This window comes from Xanthomonas sp. 3498 (assembly GCF_014199795.1).
In the GTDB taxonomy this organism is placed as follows: Bacteria; Pseudomonadota; Gammaproteobacteria; order Xanthomonadales; family Xanthomonadaceae; genus Xanthomonas_A; species Xanthomonas_A rydalmerensis.
Window position 1 is genome coordinate 285814 of the sequence record NZ_JACHOH010000004.1, and the last position, 16862, is coordinate 302675.

Below are 16862 nucleotides of genomic sequence, written 5' to 3' on the forward strand. Positions count from 1 at the left end.
ACGGCAGCGCAAGGTCGGCGTCAACCGCCGCACCCATGCGATCGGCGATGCGCGGCGCGATGCCACAGCCGGCGCTGCGCTGCGGATACCGGTAACTTGCGCCACACACCCGCGGCGACGACAGCCCGCTACGGCAGATGGAAGCGTTCGAAGCGCTGCAAGGCCGCGTCGATCGTCGCCTGCAGCGCTGGCCGCCGCGGTTCCAGCCAGGTCCATTGCTTGATCAGCAGGCGACCGGCGCGCCGGTCCATCTTCAGGTCGAGCGCAGCGACGATGCGGTCACCGACCAGCACCGGCAGCGCGAAGTAGCCCAGCACCCGCTGCGGCGCCGGCACGTAGGCCTCGAAACGATGGGTGTAGCCGAAGAACTGCTGCAGCCGCTTGCGCTGGATCACCAGCGGATCGAACGGCGACAGCAAGTGCGCCCGCATCGGATCGGGCGGCGGCGGCGTGCTGTCCAGCACCTCCGGCTCGGCCCACAAGGCGACGCCCTCCTGGCCCTGCAGATGCACCGGGCGCAGGCGCTTGCGCGTCACTTCCGCGGCGATCAACGCACGCACCGCCGGTTTGGCGGCGGTCTCGCCATAGCAAACCGAATCCACGCCGACGATGGCCTGCGCGCGCAGCGCACGCTGCAGCAGGTAACGTGCGTACTGCGCGTCGCTGACCGGACGCGGCCGCTGCCGCCAGCCGAAATGCCGCGCGGCCAGTTCGTAGGTCTTGAGCATGCCGCTGCGCTGGCTGACCACCAGGTCGCCGCTGAAGAAACCGTACTGCAACGCGGCCCGCGACGGCTTGCGGCTGCCCCACGGATGGGTCTTCTCGACCAGCACCTCATCGTCGATGTCGCGGATCGACAACGGCCCCTCGCTGCGGATGCGCCGCAGCAAGCGCGCGTAGTCCTGCGCATCCACCGTGCCCCTGGCGTCGGCCTGTGCGCGTCGACGCGCCATCTGCGCCACGTACATGCGGTAGTCGGCGACCGGCACATAGGCCAGGGCATGCGTCCAGTACTCGAACAGCGACTTGTCCTGCGACTGCGCCTGCTCCAGGTCCTGTTCGCGGTACTCGGGAATGCGCGTATACAGCACATGGTGGTGGCTACGCGCAATCACGTGGATGGTGTCGATCTGCACATAGCCCAGGTGCGCAGTGGCCTGCCGCACCGCCTCCGCACCACGCCCGAACGGCGCCGGGGTGGTCAAGCGCTGCGCGTGCAGCCACAGGGCACGCGCCCTGGGGGGCGCGAGCGGGACAGAAGCGATGGGAGTGCGCATCGAACGGCCTTCCTCGTAACGCGACAGCGCCCATGAGGATAGCAACCCGGATTGCGCAACGCGGCGTACAGGGCATCCGTCGCGGCGCGTTTGGTCGGCGTGCGCCGCACTTCATCCGCCATGACCGCCACCGGTCCGATCGCCCAGGCAAGGCAGCGATGGTCTGTCGACACTGCGTGCCACCGCCACCGCCGCGCACGCCGCCATGACCTCGATCGCCTCCATACCGCCCCGCCCCGCTTCCACTGCACCCCGCCTGGCGACATCGCCGCGGCCGCACGCCGGGCAAGCCTGGGCGCCGCGACTCCTGCGTGGGGCGGCGGCGCTGTGGATGAGCATCGCCATCGGCGGTCAGCTCGCCTTCGCCGCCTACGTCGCCGGCTTCTACGGACGCACCGCATTGGCCGGCACTCCCGAGCGCTGGAACCAGGTCATGGCACGCGGCCATGTCGCCGGCGACAGCGTGTTCAATGCGGTGCTGGCGCTGCATCTGGGCCTGGCAGTGGCGATCGTGCTCGGGGGCGCTGCGCAACTGCTGCCGGCGTTACGGCGCCGGTGCCCGGCCGTGCACCGCTGGAACGGGCGCGTCTACCTGGTCAGTGCCGTCGTCCTCAGTCTCGGTGGGCTGGCGATGATCTGGATTCGCGGCGGCGTCGCCGGCGATCTGGGACAGCATCTGGGCACCAGCGCCAATGCGGTGCTGATCCTGCTGTGCGTGGCCATGGCCTGGCGCCATGCCCGACGCGGCCAGTGGCCGGCGCATCGACGCTGGGCGCTACGCCTGTTTCTGGCGGTCAGCGGCGTGTGGTTCTTCCGGATCGGGTTGATGGGCTGGCTGGCCGTCAACCAGGCGCCGGTCGGTTTCGATCCGGACCGTTTCGTCGGGCCGACGCTGACCGCGCTGGCGTTCGCGCAGGCATTGCTGCCGCTGGCCGTCCTGGAACTGTATCTGCGTGCGCTCGACAGCCGCCGCAGCGGCCCGCAGTGGCTGGCGGCGGCGGTGCTCGCTGCGATGAGCGCGGCCACCCTGGTCGGCACCCTCGCCGCGGTCGCGGGGATGTGGTGGCCGGTGCTGCGGCAAGCCTGAGCGCGGCCACCGCGCCGAACGCCCGCGCTCCGGTATGCTCGCGGCCATGTCGCCTCCGTCCCCGCTCCCCGCACCACCGCGCGCACCCGCGCTGCTGGCCTGGGCGCGCATCGTGCCGGTGTTCCTGGTCTCCGGCGCGCTCGGTCTGCTGATGAGCCTGAGTTGGGACAGTCCCCTGCCCGTCCTGGTCCGCAGCCTCATGCTGGGCGCGGCCGCACTGGGTGCTTACACGTTGTTCGAGCGCTGGCCGCCACGGCTGCCGCGCTGGCTGGCGCGCTGGGCGCTGCAGGTGTTCGGCGTCGCACTGGCGATCCCGACGACGACCCTGCTGATCTACCTGGGCTCCACTCAAGCCGGTGCGCCGCCGTTCTGGCAGGACTCGGATCGGCTGGCCGGCTTCGCCACATTGACCATCGTCGGCGTGCTGATCGCGCCATGGATGGCCCTGGCCGCCCTGGTCCGGCAAAAGGATGCCCTGGCCCGACATCAGGCGCTGGCGTTCGCGCTGGAGCGCAGCGAACTGGAGCGCGAGGCGCTGGACGCGCGCCTGCAGCTGTTGCAGCGCCAGGTCGCCCCGCATTTTCTGTTCAACACCCTGGCCAACGTGCAGGCGCTGATCGATGTCGGTTCGCCGCGGGCCGCGGAGCTGATGCGCAGCCTGATCGCCTACCTGCACGCCGCGGTGCCGCGCCTGCACGACGCCACCAGCACGCTGGGCGACGAACTGGCGCTGGCCCGCGCCTACCTGGAGCTGATGCACATGCGCATGCCCGACCGGCTGCGCTATGCGATCGAAGCCGAGGACGCGGTGCAGGAGGTGCGCTGCCCGACCCTCGCCGTGCTGACCCTGGTCGAGAACGCGGTCAAGCATGGCATCGATCCATCCGAGGAAGGCGGCAGCATCGCCATTCGCGCCTGGCGCAGCGGCGAGCGCTGTCATCTGCGGGTGGAGGACAGCGGGGCCGGAGAGGACGACGGCCGCGGCGGGCTGGGTACCGGCCTGCGCACCTTGCGTGACCGCCTCGCGCTTGGCTTCGGCGATACGGCACAGCTGCAGTTGCGTCCACGCCTGCCGCACGGCACCTGCGCCGATCTCAGCCTGCCGATGACGGTACCGCCCCGATGATCCCGCCCTCCGCGCTGATCGCCGACGATGAACCGCTGCTGCGCGAGGCCTTGCGGCGTCAGCTTGCCCGCCTGTGGCCCGAGTTGCGGATCGTCGCCGAGGCACGCAACGGCCGCGAGGCGGTGCGCCTGTTCGAGGAACACGCGCCGCAGATCTGCCTGCTCGACATCCAGATGCCAGGTCTGTCCGGCGTGCAGGCCGCGCAGCAGATCGGCCGGCGCGCGCACCTGGTGTTCGTCACCGCCTACACCGACTACGCGGTGCAGGCCTTTGCCGAAGGCGCGCTCGACTATCTGGTCAAGCCGGTGCAGGACGCACGCCTGGCCGATACCGTCGCTCGGCTGCAACAGCGCCTGCAGGCCGCGCAACCGGCGGCCGACCTCACCGAGCACCTGCTGCGCCTGGCGGAACGGCTGCGCCCGCCCGAGCGCCCCGCCCCGCTGCGCTGGTTGCAGGCGCAGAGCGGCGGCACCGTGCGCCTGATCGCGGTGGAGGCCATCGACTACCTGCGCTCGGACAGCAAGTACACCAGCGTGGCCTGGCGCGACCCGGACGGACAGGCATGCACCTCGATCGTGGCCACGCCGCTCAAGGACCTGGCGGCACAACTGGATCCGGACGACTTCCAGCAGGTGCACCGCGCGGTGGTGGTCAACCGCCGCGCAATCCTGCATGTAGTGCGTGGCGACAACGAGACCGCGCAGATCCACCTGCGCGGCCGCAAGGAGACGTTGCCGGTCAGCCGCAGCTATCTGCCGTTGTTCCGGGCGATGTAGCGGTGTCTTCCACCAGCCCAGCTCCACGCCGCAGTTGATGGCGAGCGTGCCTGCATGCCGTTCGCGCAACCGTGGCGGCCCATCCGTTGCCCGGGCCGCGCGGCCGTCGATGCGCTGGAGCAATTCGTAAACGCCTTGCCCACGCCGGCAGCGCGTTTCGGCTGAAATCCCGCGCCAACGCGCGGCGATCCGCACAGTACCGGAACACATGCGAACCACGTCATTTTCGCGGCGTGCGTTGCGCTTGCGACGGAAATCCGGATGCGGGTAGCTTGCGCCGCGCTTGGCGACCGACCGCAACCGACCCGATGGCGAACGCCCCGCAGGCAACGCATGGATCGGCACTGCGCAGGCGATGCCTGGCATGCGTGGCAAGCGCCATCGACTGTCCCCACCTCCCCTGGATCCGCCACATGACATCTCCCTGCACACGACCGGTCACTGTCCTGCTGTCGGCCCTCGCGCTCGGCATGGCCGCAGGCAATAGCGCGGCCGCCGCAAGCGTCGCCAACGATCCGCTGTTCCGCTATCAGTGGTACCTGCACAACCAGGGCCAGGCGGTCATCGGCGACACGCTTCCCACCGCGGGCGTCGACCTGGATGTGGATGTCCTGCATGAACTCCACATCCGCGGTGCAGGCGCCAAGATCGGCGTGATCGATGGCGGGTTGGACATCCGCCACGAAGACCTTGCCGCCAATATCCTGCCCAACGGCTCGCACAATTTCCTCGACGGTTCGCACGACCCCAAGCCGAGCGACGTCGACGACGCGCACGGCACGGCGGTGGCCGGCATCGCCGCCGCGGTGGGCTGGAACGGCAAAGGCGGACGCGGCGTCGCCCCGCAAGCATCGCTGGCCGGCTTCAACTATCTGCAGTCGGACCAGAGCGACGACAAGCTCCGCTATGCATGGGGCAATGGCGCTGACGCCAGGAACCTGGACATCTTCAACAACAGCTGGGGCATCGTCTCCAATTTCTATCCCAACGTCTCGGTCGAAGATCAATACGCCTGGGAGAAACTCATGCGCGCCGGGCGCAACGGCAAGGGCGCCATCTACGTCAAGGCGGCCGGCAACGACTTCGACAGCTTCATCTACGCGGACGCACAGGGCGCTCTGGCCGATCATTGCCCGGATCTGCCCAAGCGCTACAACGTCGCCTGCAGCCTGGCCAACGTCGACCCGAAGAACGATCTGATCACCACCATCGTGGTCAGCGCAGTGAATGCGCGAGGCGTGCGCAGCTCGTACTCATCGCCAGGCTCGGCGGTCTGGGTCAGCGGCTTCGGCGGCGAATACGGGCAGCAGAAGCGCTACCAGCAGTCCCGGTCGGCGGCGACCGCCAGCGACCCCCTCTACGACCCGGCGATCGTGACCACCGACCTCAGCGGCTGCGCCGCCGGGTACAACCGCGACGGGGTGCCGGTGGAGAACGCGTTGGACGGCAGCAAGTCCCCGATCGACGCTTCGTGCAACTACACCGGGCTCATGAACGGCACGTCCTCGGCCACGCCGACGGTGTCAGGGGTGACGGCGCTGATGCTCGGCGTGAATCCGCAACTGACCTGGCGCGACGTGAAATACATACTGGCCACGACCGCGCGGCAGATCGACAGCGGGCAGCCGAAAGCGCTCTACAACGGCAGCGTGATCGATCCCGGCTGGATCACCAACGCCGCCGGCCATCGCTTCAGCAATTGGTACGGCTTCGGGTTGGTGGATGCAGCCGCGGCCGTGGAAGCGGCCACGCACTTCACAACGCTGCCGCCGCTGCAGGACACCGACTACCAGGTCTACAGCGGTGCGGCCAGCACCATCGGCGGTGTCGCATCGCCAGCCAGGCTGACCGTCCACATCACACAACAGATGAAAGTCGAGGCGGTGCAACTGTACTTCGACGGCACCCACAAGGATCCCAGCCGTCTGCGCGTGGTGCTGATCTCCCCGCATGGCACCCGCAGCTACGTGATGACCCCGTTCTCGGCCTTGAACAAGGACGTCTACACCCAGGGCATGTCGATCCCGCTGACCGCCAGCAACGCCTTCCTGGACGAGGATGCGGCCGGGCCCTGGACGCTGGAGGTCGCCGACATGCTCGACGCGCACGGCAAGGAACAACTGCAGCACTTCGAACTCCGCGTGGTGGGCCACTGACATGAAGACCAATACGCTCTTTCTTTTCGCCGTGCTTGCACTGACCGCGGCCGCGCCCGTCTCGGCCCAATACACCGATGCCCAGGCACTGCACCAGGCAGCCAACGGCGCGCGCTTCCAGATCGGCCGCAGCACCTATCGCCTGCTGCCCGATGCCACGGTGCAGACAGCACCGCAGATGGCAGGCACCGGCACGCAACGCGCCCAGGTCGCTGCCGCCGATGGCGGCGGCACCGTCGCCGCCCGCATCGGACCGTACGCCATCGTGCTCGGCAGCAACGCCCGCGCCGGCACCGCAGCGGCTGCCCAGTCCGGCGCTGCGGACGCGACCGCGCTGCGCGCCGCGATCGACGAACGCAGCGGTCAGCCGGTGGTGGTCACCGGCAAGCTCAAGCTGTTCGGCACCACGCCGGACGTGGCCCGGGCACTGGCGCGCCGCAGCGGCGGCAGCCTGGTGTATGCCTCGGACGTAGATGGCAGCGCCGTGATCGACTACGGCTCGGCCGACGCCGCGATGGCGGCGTCCAGGCAACTTCAGGGAGCGCCAGGCATGCGCGAGGTCTCCATGGACATCGTGCAGGGCTTCAACCGCGCATTGTGAGGTACATGCGCGCCGCCCAGCCATGCTGGGCGGTCGCATGCAGAAGACGGTCGCGCCCTGCACCGCCAGGCCTTCGTTGACCGGCCGGGCGGGAAACACCGCCCACCTTGGCCGGAGAGCGCTGCGGCGTGCGCCTCCCCTGCGGCATGACCGCACACCGCAACGACACGTCACTACGGACAGGACGTACCCGCATTGCGGTGATAGCAGGCATTGCCGACCGCAATCCATCCCGCTCCGAGCTGGGTCGCATCCTGCGCGCTCATGTTGCAGGTGTACTGGGTCAGCGTGCCCGCCGCACTGCAGAAGGTGCCACCCGGCCAGGTCCTGACGCTGGGGTCGTACCAGATCGTGGTGCTGATGGTCTTGCCCTGGGTGACATGGCCCATGTACACCGAGGTCAGCGTCCAGTGGCTCGGATCGCGGTCCAGGTCGATGGCATTGCCCTGCTTGTCGCGCACCGGTTTGGTGTGCCCCTTGCCGATGACCTGTAGCAGCCTGGGCAGGAAATCGACGTCGTTGGAGGTCGCCGTACCGGCGAGGTTCCACTGCCCGCCCATGTTGCGGATGTCGTCGTCCAGGCAGAAGTCTAGACTCTGCGTGTCTTCGTACCCGTACGGGCACCACGGCGTGGACGGATCCTGCGACGGGGTTGCACCGGTATGGCCCAGGTCGATCTGATAGAACAGGGTCTGCCCCTGCGTATTGCCGAGGATGAAACTGAAGGCATAGCCGGTGCCGCTGGGCGCTGTGCCGCCACAGCGGGCATCGTCCTCGTAGGTCCTGCTCAACCCGACGCGTACACGGATGGCGCCGAGGCTGGACAGCGGCGCGCTGGGCGTGAAGCCCAGCATGGCGTTACTGCCCCAGAACCTCGGATCGGCAGTCACCAGGAACAAGTCCTTCTCGCCATCGTACGGATTCGGATTGCCCGGATCCGAGCCGGCGCACTTGTTGTCGGCCTGCGCCAGTTCGTAGGCGTTGGCGTGACCGGCGTACACCGGGTAGTACTTCACCCGCGCACGCACACTCTCGGCTTGCCAGCCCTGCGCCGAACCGCCGACGACCGGCTGCAAGGTATCCGAACTGTTGGGATTGGCGCCCCATTGCGCCAGGGCATACGCGGTGGGCTGTTGCGGCCCGGACGTCCCGAGGATCTTGCCGTTGTCGTCGTTGAAGATCAGCGACGCGGGCAGCGGTTGCATGAGTTCGGTGGGGGGATCGGCCAGCGCCGGCGCGATCGGCACCAGCGTCGATGAGAACAACCAGCACAGCACGCGCACGTTCTTGTCCATGTGCATCCTCCATTGCGCCTGATCCTGCGCCAGGAACCCGGCACACCGCCGGACCGCGCGGGACTGCGCCCGCGCCGCGCCATTATGGTCCTGCATCCAACAACCGGCGGCGCCACGCGTAGACACGCGGCGCGGCGTTCCGCGCCGCTGTCGATCCTACAAGTCCACGCGAGCACGACCGCGCCCGCTGTGCCTTCCCTGGCATCCACACCGTTGCTCCCTGCCGGCAGCACCGCCGCCCTCAGCTGGACACGACCACCCGCCACTGCTGCGGGGCCACCTGCTCCCAGCCGATCTCCACCGGCAGGAACTTCTCGATCAGGCGGGCATTGCTGGACAGGTGCGCGCTGACCGTGTCGGTGGTGAAGGCACCGCCGCCGGCCAACGCCATCGGCAGCAGCAACTGGTCGGCGAGGTGCTCGCCGACGCAGGCGCCACTGTCCAGGTAGCGGCGCACCTGCGCTGCCAGGCGTTCGCCAACCTGCTCGGCGGAGACGCCGCGCTCGCCGTGACCGGCGAAGACCTCCACGTGCGCCGCATGTCGCACCCGCACCAGCGCGGTATTGCCCGGCCCCATCGCCGGACGCACGCTATGCACGTGACGCGGGTTCGCATCCACGCCGAGATGCTCGGCCAGCACCGCCAGTTCGCGCCGGCCGATCTTGCCGGACAGCCCCGAGACCAGCACCTGCGCCTCGAGCGCCTGCAACGCACCGCGCGCAGCGAAGTCCACGTGGCGCAATTGCGCACAAGGCGCGACGCTGGCATGCAGCGCACCGCCGCCGGCCGGATAGAAGCCATGCCGCTCCAGCGTCAGCGCCGCGGTCACGCCCAGGCGCTGCAGTGCCGGCAGCCAGGTCTCGGCGAGGAAGTCGGCACAGGGTGCCAGCGGATTGTGGGTGCCGCCCTCCAGGGTCAGGCGCGACGGCGCACCGGCACGCCACAGCGCCGGCAGCACCGTCTGCAGCACCAGCGTGGTCGAGCCGGCACTGCCGGTGGCGAACTGATAGTCGCCGGGCACGACCGTTCCCGGCTCGAACCGCAGGGCGGTCGCGCCGATCTGCGCCCCGTGCGTGCGTGCCTGGCCGATCGTGGCCGCCGCGACGACCGCCGTCAGGTGCTGGCGCATCAGACCCGGGCGCGGGCGCGCACCACGGATGTTGCTGAAGGTGAAGCCGATCCCGGTGCACAGGCTCAGCGTCAGTGCGGTGCGCAGCAGTTGCCCGCCGCCCGCGGCACCGTCAAGTTCGATCATGTCCATTGCGAAACAATCCGTCGTTGAAAACGCCCATGCGGACAAGCCCGCAAGGACCATCGGCGCCGGCCGGCGGCACTGCAAGCCGGCCGGCACCTGTGACTACCCCTTGACGCACACCACCTGCCGCAGCGTATGCACGATCTCCACCAGGTCGCGCTGTGCGGCCATCACCGCCTCGATCGGCTTGTAGGCCGCCGGCGACTCGTCCACCACGTCCTGGTCCTTGCGGCACTCCACGTGCGCGGTCGCCTTGGCGTGCTCATCGACGCTGATGCGGCGACGCGCCTCGGTGCGGCTCATCACCCGCCCGGCGCCGTGGCTGCAGCTATGAAAGCTGTCCGCGTTGCCGAGCCCGCGCACGATGAAGCTCTTGGCGCCCATGCTGCCGGGAATGATGCCCAGTTCGCCCTTGCGCGCGCTCACCGCCCCCTTGCGGGTCACGAACACGTCCTTGCCGAAGTGGTGCTCGCGGCTGACGTAGTTATGGTGGCAGTTCACCGCTTCGGCCTGCGCCTCGAACGGCTTGGCGATGACCGTGCGGACCGCCTCGACCACGCTGCGCATCATGATCTCGCGGTTGATGCGCGCATAGCGCTGCGCCCAGTCCACCGCGAACACGTAGTCGCCATAGTACTGACTGCCTTCCGGCAGGTAGGCCAGGTCCTGGTCCGGCAGGTTGATCATCCAGCGCCGCATTTCCTCCTTGGCCAGCTGGATGAAGTGGTTGCCGATCGCATTGCCCACGCCGCGCGAGCCGGAGTGCAGCATGAACCAGACCCGCTGCGCCTCGTCCAGGCACATCTCCACGAAGTGGTTGCCGGTACCGAGGGTCCCGAGATGCTGCAGGTTGTTGGTCTTGCGCAGGCGCGGATGGCGCTCGCAGATCAGGGCGAAATCGCTGGCAAGCTGCGCCCAGCCATCCACCGCCGCGCCTGGCGGCGTCTGCCACGCGCCCTTGTCGCGCGCGCCGGGCGTGCGCCCATGCGGCACCGCGCGCTCGATCGCGCTGCGGATCGGCGCCAGGTTGTCCGGTAGGTCGCTGGCGACCAGCGAGGTACGCGCCGCGATCATCCCGCAGCCGATGTCCACGCCCACCGCAGCAGGCACGATCGCGCCGATGGTCGGCACCACCGAGCCGACGGTGGCCCCCTTGCCGAGGTGCACGTCCGGCATCACCGCGATCCAGCGATGGATGAAGGGCAGCTTGGCGATGTTCTGCAGCTGCTGGCGCGCCTCGTCCTCCAGCGGCACGCCGCGGGTCCACAGCTTGATCGGCGCCGCTCCCGGCTGCGCGATGACGTCGTACTGCTCGGTGTTCATGATGTTGCTCCTTGTGCAACGGATCTTCGAGAAAAAAAGCGCGGTGACGAGGGATGGTGGAACCTTCCGCCTGGCGGCAGTGCCGCCGGGCGGCCGGGGCTCGAACCCGACCCTTGAAGGGCTACCAGATGGAGTTCCACCTGCATTCACCGCAAAACTAACGCATCGCCTCACGCGGCAAGTCCATGTGCGGAACGATCGCTCTACCCCTGAGCTACCGCCTGACGGCGGGCAGGATTCGAACCCGCGACCGATGGAGTTCCGCCTGCATCCGCCAGGCAACGCGTACAACAGGGCCGACGACGGCCACGACAAGGGGGATGGAACATTCCCGCTCTATCCGACTGAGCTACCACCCATCGAAGGGTGGGCGGGACTCGAACCCGCGACCTGGAGCTTCAAAGGCTGTAGTTCCATCGGCATTCGTGGACGCCAGCGGCGAAACATGGAGGCGGCGAGCACCACCTCCGTCAACTGAACATTTTGCGTCTCTTTCAGCCCGGCGGGCCCCATTGCCCGCCGGGTCCAGCGCTTCCCTGCAACGCACACAACAGGACCGACGACGGCCACGACAAGAGTGATGGAACATTCCTGCTCTAACCAACTGAGCTACCACCCCATCGAAGGGTGGGCGGGACTCGAACCCGCGACCTGGAGCTTCAAAGGCTGTAGTTCCATCGGCATTCGTGGACGCCGGCGGCGAACCGTTTAACTGAAAATATGGCTGCTCCTGCAGCCCAGCGGGCCCCATTGCCCGCCGGGTAACACCCTCCCTGCAACCGGCCTCACACCGCGATCGAGGCGATTCGCTCGACCCAGCGCTTGGCGCCAGCCCCTTCTGCCGCGAACGTGGCCAGCAGGTCGAACACCGCGTCACTGAAGCCGCCGACATGCAGGATGTCGTCGCGCTCGACCGTCTGGCTGGTGGCCACCGGCTGCAGGTCGATGCAGACCATGCGCGCCTGCGGACACCGCGCCTTCAACTCCGCCCAGGCCTGCATGGTCGCCGTCGCCCCGTTGCGCGTATCGCGCCAACTCTCGTTGTCCGACACCAGCACCAGCAGATCCACCGGCGCACGTTGCACATTCAACTGCAGCAGCGGCGCGCTGACGCTGGTCCCGCCACCGCACAAGGCGGCCAGTTGCTGCGCCTGGGCGATCACATCCTGGCGCTGCCGCAACCGCAGCGACCGCACCTGGGTGTCGAACGGCAACACTGTGGCGCGCGGATTGACCCGCTGCACACAGGCGGCGATCAGCGCGGCGACATCCACGCAGCGCACGCTGCTGCTGGCGCCGCGGCGGAAGCCGGTCACCGGCGCGGCCATCGATCCGGACACGTCCACCGCGACCACCACCTTGCCGTCCAAGCGCGGGACCTGCCGCGTCGCGATCTCCATCGCGTCGCGCAGCGCCTCGCCGATCTGCAGCGGCAACTGGCTGGCCGCGGTGCTGGCCACCAGCAACTGGTATGGAAACACCCGGGCGCGCTGGATCTGCGCCGGATCGCGCAAGCGTGCCGCGACTTTCGCCACCATCGCCGGATCCTCGAACACGCCATGCCGCGCGAAGGTGTTGAGGTTCATGCGCAAGGTCTGCCAGGAGGCGTTCCGGGCCAGCGCCGCCCAATGCGCCGCGGTCAGCGGCAAGGCGGTGTAGTACTGGAACGGCAGCTCCGGCAACGCCCCCGACGGGGCGCGCTTGAACGCCTCGTACGCCTGCAGCATCGCCGGCAGCGCTTCCTCGCGGTACGGCTTGCCGACGACCCACGCGTACAGGGCCTCGCGCTCGGCGTCGGCCGGCTTCGGGTGGACCATGCGGATCACGTCGGCCAGCGAGGGCTGCTGGCCGATCGCTGCCTGCACGATGGTCTGCGCCGGGGCCTGCTGCAGCCACTGCCGCACCAGGCGCTTGGGCCGCGACCCCAGCGACTTGCGCCCGAGTTGTCCGCTGCGCACGATCTGCACGAAGTTGCGCAGCAAGCGGCCGTTGTCGATCACCCGCGGGAAGGCCCGCGCGAACAGATCCGGATCGCGGGTGGTCAGCGTGGCCAACAACAATGCCGGCATGTCCTTCATGTGCGCGACCTGGCGTGCGTAGATCGCGGTCTGCGCGACGAAGGCCGGATCGACCTGCGCGCACAGCCCGAGCACCTGCTGCAGCTGCAGCTCGGCGCCGGCATAGAAGGTGCCGTTCAAGCAGCCGGTGGCCGCGTACAGCGCCAGCGCCGCCTGCGGCGAACGCGCATAGGCGGCACCACCCGCGTCGTTGCGCACGGTCGCTGGCGGCAGCAGCGCGCCACGCGAGGACGAGAACAAACTGATGTTGACCATGTCAGGCTCCTGGCGGGAAAGGCCCGCGTTGGTGATGACCAGGTATCGCAATGGCCGTGCCAACTTTCCAGGAAACCAATTAAGCCATTGATTTAAAAGTAGAAATATTGGAATTAGACCTCATGGACGCTTGTCCGATACCGGATATTTCTATAACTTAGGCGACGTTCTTATAAGGATGGATATGGACAGGCCACAGGTGGTATTCGGCATGCTCGGCACCCAGCTGGATGCGGGCAGCGGCCCCGGACGCTGGGAGAAGTGGCGCCCGACGGTAGCGCTGGGGATGCACGAGGACTTCCTGCTCAGCCGCCTGGAGCTGCTGACCGACCTGCGCCGATACCAGAAGCTCGCGCAGCTGGTGAGCGAGGACCTGGGCCAGGTCTCGCCGGACACGCAGGTGCGGCTGCACGACACCTACCTGGCCGATCCCTGGGACTTCGAAGGGGTCTACGCCACCCTGCACGACTTCTTCGCCGGTTATGCCTTCCGCCCGGACGAAGAGGACTACTACCTGCACATCACCACCGGCAGCCACGTCAGCCAGATCTGCGGCTTCCTGCTGACCGAGAGCCGGCACTTCCCCGGGCGCCTGCTGCAGACCTCGCCGCCGCGCAAGCAGGGCAGCGGCGAGGCCGGCGCCTACACCGTGATCGACCTGGACCTGTCGCGCTACGACCGCATCGCGCAACGCTTCCAGCAGCAGCAATTGCAGGACCGCGCGCTGCTGAAAAGCGGCATCGCCACGCGCAATGCGGCGTTCAACCGCATGATCGAACAGATCGAGACCGTGGCCACGCGCTCCAGGGCGCCGATGCTGCTGATGGGCCCGACCGGCGCCGGCAAGAGCCAGCTGGCCAAGCGCGTATTCGAGCTGAAGAAGCTCAAGCACCAACTGCCCGGACGCTTCGTCGAGGTCAATTGCGCCACCCTGCGCGGCGACGGCGCGATGAGCGCGCTGTTCGGCCATACCAAGGGCGCCTACACCGGCGCGGTCAGCGACCGTCCGGGGCTGCTGCGCTCGGCCCACCAGGGCCTGCTGTTCCTCGACGAGATCGGCGAGCTCGGCCTGGACGAGCAGGCCATGCTGCTGCGGGCGCTGGAGGAGAAGCGCTTCCTGCCGGTCGGCAGCGACCGCGAGGTGGAGAGCGACTTCCAGCTGATCGCCGGCACCAACCGCGATCTGCACCAGCACGTGGCGCAAGGCCGGTTCCGCGAGGACCTGCTGGCGCGCCTGAACCTGTGGACCTACCACCTGCCCGGCCTGGCCGAACGTCGCGAGGACATCGAGCCGAACCTGGAGTTCGAACTGGAGCGCTGGTCGCGCGAACAGCACCAGCGGGTGACCTTCAATCGCGAGGCGCGCAGCCGCTACCTCGCTTTCGCCACCGGCGCGGAGGCGCGCTGGCACGGCAATTTCCGCGACCTCAGCGCCTCGGTGATGCGCCTGGCGACGCTGGCCAATGCCGGGCGCATCCAGCTCGAGCTGGTGGAGGAGGAAATCGAGCGCCTGCGCCGGCAATGGCGCGACGGCACCCCGCCCTCGCCGCTGGATGCGCTGCTCGGCGACGCGGCGGCGCAGCTGGACCGCTTCGACCGCGTACAACTGGAAGACGTGGTGCGGGTCTGCGCCACCGCCAAGTCGTTGTCGCAGGCCGGGCGCGAACTGTTCGCGGTCTCGCGCGCGCAACGCGCCAGCACCAACGACGCCGACCGCCTGCGCAAGTACCTGGCGCGGTTCGGCCTGGACTGGGAACAGGTGCGCGAGGGCGGGCGCGCCGCGCCACGGGACTGAGCGAGACAGCGTACCTGGCCCGGCGATCAGGCCACCACGCTGCGACTGCAGGACCGGAACGGCGCCGCTGCCGCGGAACGCTGCAGTCCGACACCGCACTGCCCGCGGCGCAGCAGCGACAATGCCGGCCGCAAGCGCGGGCGGCGGCTAGCCCCGGGTCGGACGCCGCACACAACCGGTGCACAGCGCACGGGACGCCGGCCTGACGCAGCCCCCGCACTGGACGCACCCCAATAAAACACTTCCAGACTCTGCACCCACGCGCTGCAAACCCAGCCCCAGGCCGCTTGCCGATCACGCAATCCCTGCAGTGCAGCATTGCAATGCGCGTATGGTCGCCGCGATTTAATTCATTGGTCTGCCGCCGCGATGGCCGCCTATCCTCGCCGCAGCGCTGGCACCGCCGATCACGTGACGGGAACGCCTGCCGCCGACGACACCGCAATCGCGCAGAGGTACCCACAACATGGCAGGACCGATCGGGCCGACGGCCCCGCTCTCATCTTCGGCGCCGCGCGCCGGGCACGCGCCGTCCCATCGCGCCGCACTGTCGCTGCTCGCCTCGCTGTTCTTCATGTGGGGCTTCATCACCGTCATCAACAACACCTTGCTGCCGCATCTGCGCAGCGTGTTCGCGCTGAGCTATACCCAGGCCACGCTGATCGAGTCGGTCTGGTTCATCGCCTACTTCTTCGCCTCGCTGCCGGCGGCGAAGCTGATCGAGCGAATCGGCTACCAACGCGCGCTAGTGACCGGATTGAGCATCATGGCGCTCGGCGCGCTGGGCATGATCGCGGCCGCGCGCCTGGTCTCTTATGGCATCACCCTCGGCTCGCTGTTCGTGATCGCCAGCGGCATCACCCTGCTGCAGGTCGCGGCCAATCCGTACGTCGCGGTGATCGGCAGCCCGGACACCGCCTCGGCGCGGCTCAACCTGGTGCAGGCGTTCAACTCGGTCGGCACCACGCTGGCGCCGCTGTTCGGCGGCTACCTGATTCTGGGCCGCTCCACCTCCGGCACCGCCAAGGGCGATGCGCTGCTGCTGACCCAGGCCGAACGCCTGGCCGACGCGCAGTCGGTGCAACTGCCCTATCTCATCGTCGCCGCCGCACTCGTGGCGCTGGCCGTGGTCATCGCCCGCTTCAAGCTGCCGGCGCTCGGCCAGGACACCCGGCGCGCCACACGCCAGCAGCGTGCCAGCCATTCGCTTTGGCGGCACCGCAATCTGATGCTCGGCATCCCCGCCATCTTCATCTATCTGATCGCCGAGATCGGCGTCTCCAACCTGTTCATCAATTTCGTGTCGCAACCGCAGATCGGCAACCTCAGCCACGAACAGGCCTCGCACTACCTCTTTCTGCTGTGGGGCGGGATGATGGTCGGGCGCTTCGCCGGCAGCGCGCTGATGCGCCGCGTCGCACCGGAAACCGTGCTGGCGTTGTTCTCGATCGGCGCATTCGCGGTGATGCTGCTGACCGTGTTCAGCACCGGCCATGTCGCGATGTGGTCGCTGATCGCGGTGGGCCTGTTCCATTCGATCATGTTCCCGACCATCTTCACCCTCGGCATCAAGGGCCTGGGGCCGCTCACCGAGGAGGGTTCCGGCCTGCTGATCATGGCCATCGCCGGCGGCGCGCTGGTGGTGGTGCAGGGCTGGCTCGCCGACCACGTCGGCCTGCAGCATGCCTTCCTGCTCACCGCGGCCTGCGAGCTGTACGTGCTGTTCTATGCGCTGTGGGGCGCGAAGGCGCCGGCGCCGCGCGCGCCATGAGGTGGCGTCGCTAGCCCGTACCCTCACCCCAACCCCTCTCCCGGGGGGAGAGGGGCTGTTCGCTGGG

12 protein-coding genes and 1 tRNA gene are annotated in these 16862 nt (G+C 68.5%); 7 read left to right on the top strand and 6 right to left on the bottom strand.

The features are described from left to right. Positions 1-128: 128 nt before the first annotated feature. Positions 129-1277, bottom strand: a complete 1149-nt coding sequence (locus GGR66_RS14005; RefSeq protein ID WP_184448641.1) for a crosslink repair DNA glycosylase YcaQ family protein — start codon at positions 1275-1277, stop codon at positions 129-131. 331 nt (positions 1278-1608) lie between these two features. Here GGR66_RS14005 and GGR66_RS14010 point away from each other — a divergent pair, with 331 nt between their 5' ends. The 5 genes from GGR66_RS14010 to GGR66_RS14030 all read left to right on the top strand — a co-directional run bounded on the left by GGR66_RS14010 (position 1609) and on the right by GGR66_RS14030 (position 7023). After that, positions 1609-2364 (top strand): DUF2306 domain-containing protein, encoded by a 756-nt coding sequence (locus tag GGR66_RS14010; RefSeq protein WP_255421696.1) that lies wholly within the window; start codon positions 1609-1611, stop codon positions 2362-2364. 46 nt (positions 2365-2410) lie between these two features. Further along, positions 2411-3490 (top strand): histidine kinase, encoded by a 1080-nt coding sequence (locus GGR66_RS14015; protein ID WP_184448643.1) that lies wholly within the window; start codon positions 2411-2413, stop codon positions 3488-3490. Then, the gene (locus GGR66_RS14020; RefSeq protein ID WP_184448644.1) at positions 3487-4266 is read left to right on the top strand and encodes a LytTR family DNA-binding domain-containing protein; all 780 of its coding nucleotides are present in this window, start codon (positions 3487-3489) and stop codon (positions 4264-4266) included. Before GGR66_RS14015 ends, GGR66_RS14020 begins: the two co-directional genes overlap by 4 nt. Positions 4267-4679: 413 nt before the next feature. Then, complete coding sequence (locus GGR66_RS14025; RefSeq protein ID WP_184448645.1) at positions 4680-6422, top strand: S8 family serine peptidase; 1743 nt, start codon at positions 4680-4682, stop codon at positions 6420-6422. A gap of 1 nt (position 6423) precedes the next feature. Continuing rightward, positions 6424-7023 (top strand): hypothetical protein, encoded by a 600-nt coding sequence (locus GGR66_RS14030; protein ID WP_184448646.1) that lies wholly within the window; start codon positions 6424-6426, stop codon positions 7021-7023. A gap of 173 nt (positions 7024-7196) precedes the next feature. Here the strand turns inward: GGR66_RS14030 and GGR66_RS14035 are convergent, their stop codons facing one another. The 5 genes from GGR66_RS14035 to GGR66_RS14055 all read right to left on the bottom strand — a co-directional run bounded on the left by GGR66_RS14035 (position 7197) and on the right by GGR66_RS14055 (position 13229). Further along, a complete protein-coding gene (locus tag GGR66_RS14035; RefSeq protein ID WP_184448647.1) occupies positions 7197-8318 on the bottom strand; it encodes a hypothetical protein in 1122 nt (373 codons plus the stop codon). A 241-nt stretch (positions 8319-8559) separates the two neighbouring features. Continuing rightward, entirely contained in the window at positions 8560-9579 is a 1020-nt protein-coding gene (gene rtcA / locus GGR66_RS14040; protein WP_184448648.1) for an RNA 3'-terminal phosphate cyclase, read from the bottom strand. Positions 9580-9675: 96 nt separating this feature from the next. Next, positions 9676-10896: an RtcB family protein gene (locus GGR66_RS14045; RefSeq protein WP_184448649.1), complete on the bottom strand. Its 1221-nt coding sequence runs from the start codon at positions 10894-10896 to the stop codon at positions 9676-9678. 85 nt (positions 10897-10981) lie between these two features. Further along, a tRNA-OTHER gene (locus GGR66_RS14050) sits at positions 10982-11120 on the bottom strand. 561 nt (positions 11121-11681) lie between these two features. Next, the gene (locus tag GGR66_RS14055; RefSeq protein ID WP_184448650.1) at positions 11682-13229 is read right to left on the bottom strand and encodes a VWA domain-containing protein; all 1548 of its coding nucleotides are present in this window, start codon (positions 13227-13229) and stop codon (positions 11682-11684) included. 184 nt (positions 13230-13413) lie between these two features. Here GGR66_RS14055 and rtcR point away from each other — a divergent pair, with 184 nt between their 5' ends. Then, positions 13414-15024 (top strand): RNA repair transcriptional activator RtcR, encoded by a 1611-nt coding sequence (gene rtcR, locus GGR66_RS14060; RefSeq protein ID WP_184448651.1) that lies wholly within the window; start codon positions 13414-13416, stop codon positions 15022-15024. A 466-nt stretch (positions 15025-15490) separates the two neighbouring features. Beyond that, a complete protein-coding gene (locus tag GGR66_RS14065; protein ID WP_184448652.1) occupies positions 15491-16795 on the top strand; it encodes a sugar MFS transporter in 1305 nt (434 codons plus the stop codon). Positions 16796-16862 lie beyond the last annotated feature (67 nt).

Coding starts and splice junctions, on each gene's coding strand:
- GGR66_RS14025 (WP_184448645.1), top strand. CDS start 4,680: ATGACATCTCCCTGCACACGACCGGTCACTGTCCTGCTGTCGGCCCTC.
- GGR66_RS14010 (WP_255421696.1), top strand. CDS start 1,609: ATGAGCATCGCCATCGGCGGTCAGCTCGCCTTCGCCGCCTACGTCGCC.
- GGR66_RS14045 (WP_184448649.1), bottom strand. CDS start 10,896: ATGAACACCGAGCAGTACGACGTCATCGCGCAGCCGGGAGCGGCGCCG.
- GGR66_RS14030 (WP_184448646.1), top strand. CDS start 6,424: ATGAAGACCAATACGCTCTTTCTTTTCGCCGTGCTTGCACTGACCGCG.
- rtcA (WP_184448648.1), bottom strand. CDS start 9,579: ATGGACATGATCGAACTTGACGGTGCCGCGGGCGGCGGGCAACTGCTG.
- GGR66_RS14055 (WP_184448650.1), bottom strand. CDS start 13,229: ATGGTCAACATCAGTTTGTTCTCGTCCTCGCGTGGCGCGCTGCTGCCG.
- GGR66_RS14015 (WP_184448643.1), top strand. CDS start 2,411: ATGTCGCCTCCGTCCCCGCTCCCCGCACCACCGCGCGCACCCGCGCTG.
- GGR66_RS14035 (WP_184448647.1), bottom strand. CDS start 8,318: ATGGACAAGAACGTGCGCGTGCTGTGCTGGTTGTTCTCATCGACGCTG.
- GGR66_RS14020 (WP_184448644.1), top strand. CDS start 3,487: ATGATCCCGCCCTCCGCGCTGATCGCCGACGATGAACCGCTGCTGCGC.
- rtcR (WP_184448651.1), top strand. CDS start 13,414: ATGGACAGGCCACAGGTGGTATTCGGCATGCTCGGCACCCAGCTGGAT.
- GGR66_RS14065 (WP_184448652.1), top strand. CDS start 15,491: ATGGCAGGACCGATCGGGCCGACGGCCCCGCTCTCATCTTCGGCGCCG.
- GGR66_RS14005 (WP_184448641.1), bottom strand. CDS start 1,277: ATGCGCACTCCCATCGCTTCTGTCCCGCTCGCGCCCCCCAGGGCGCGT.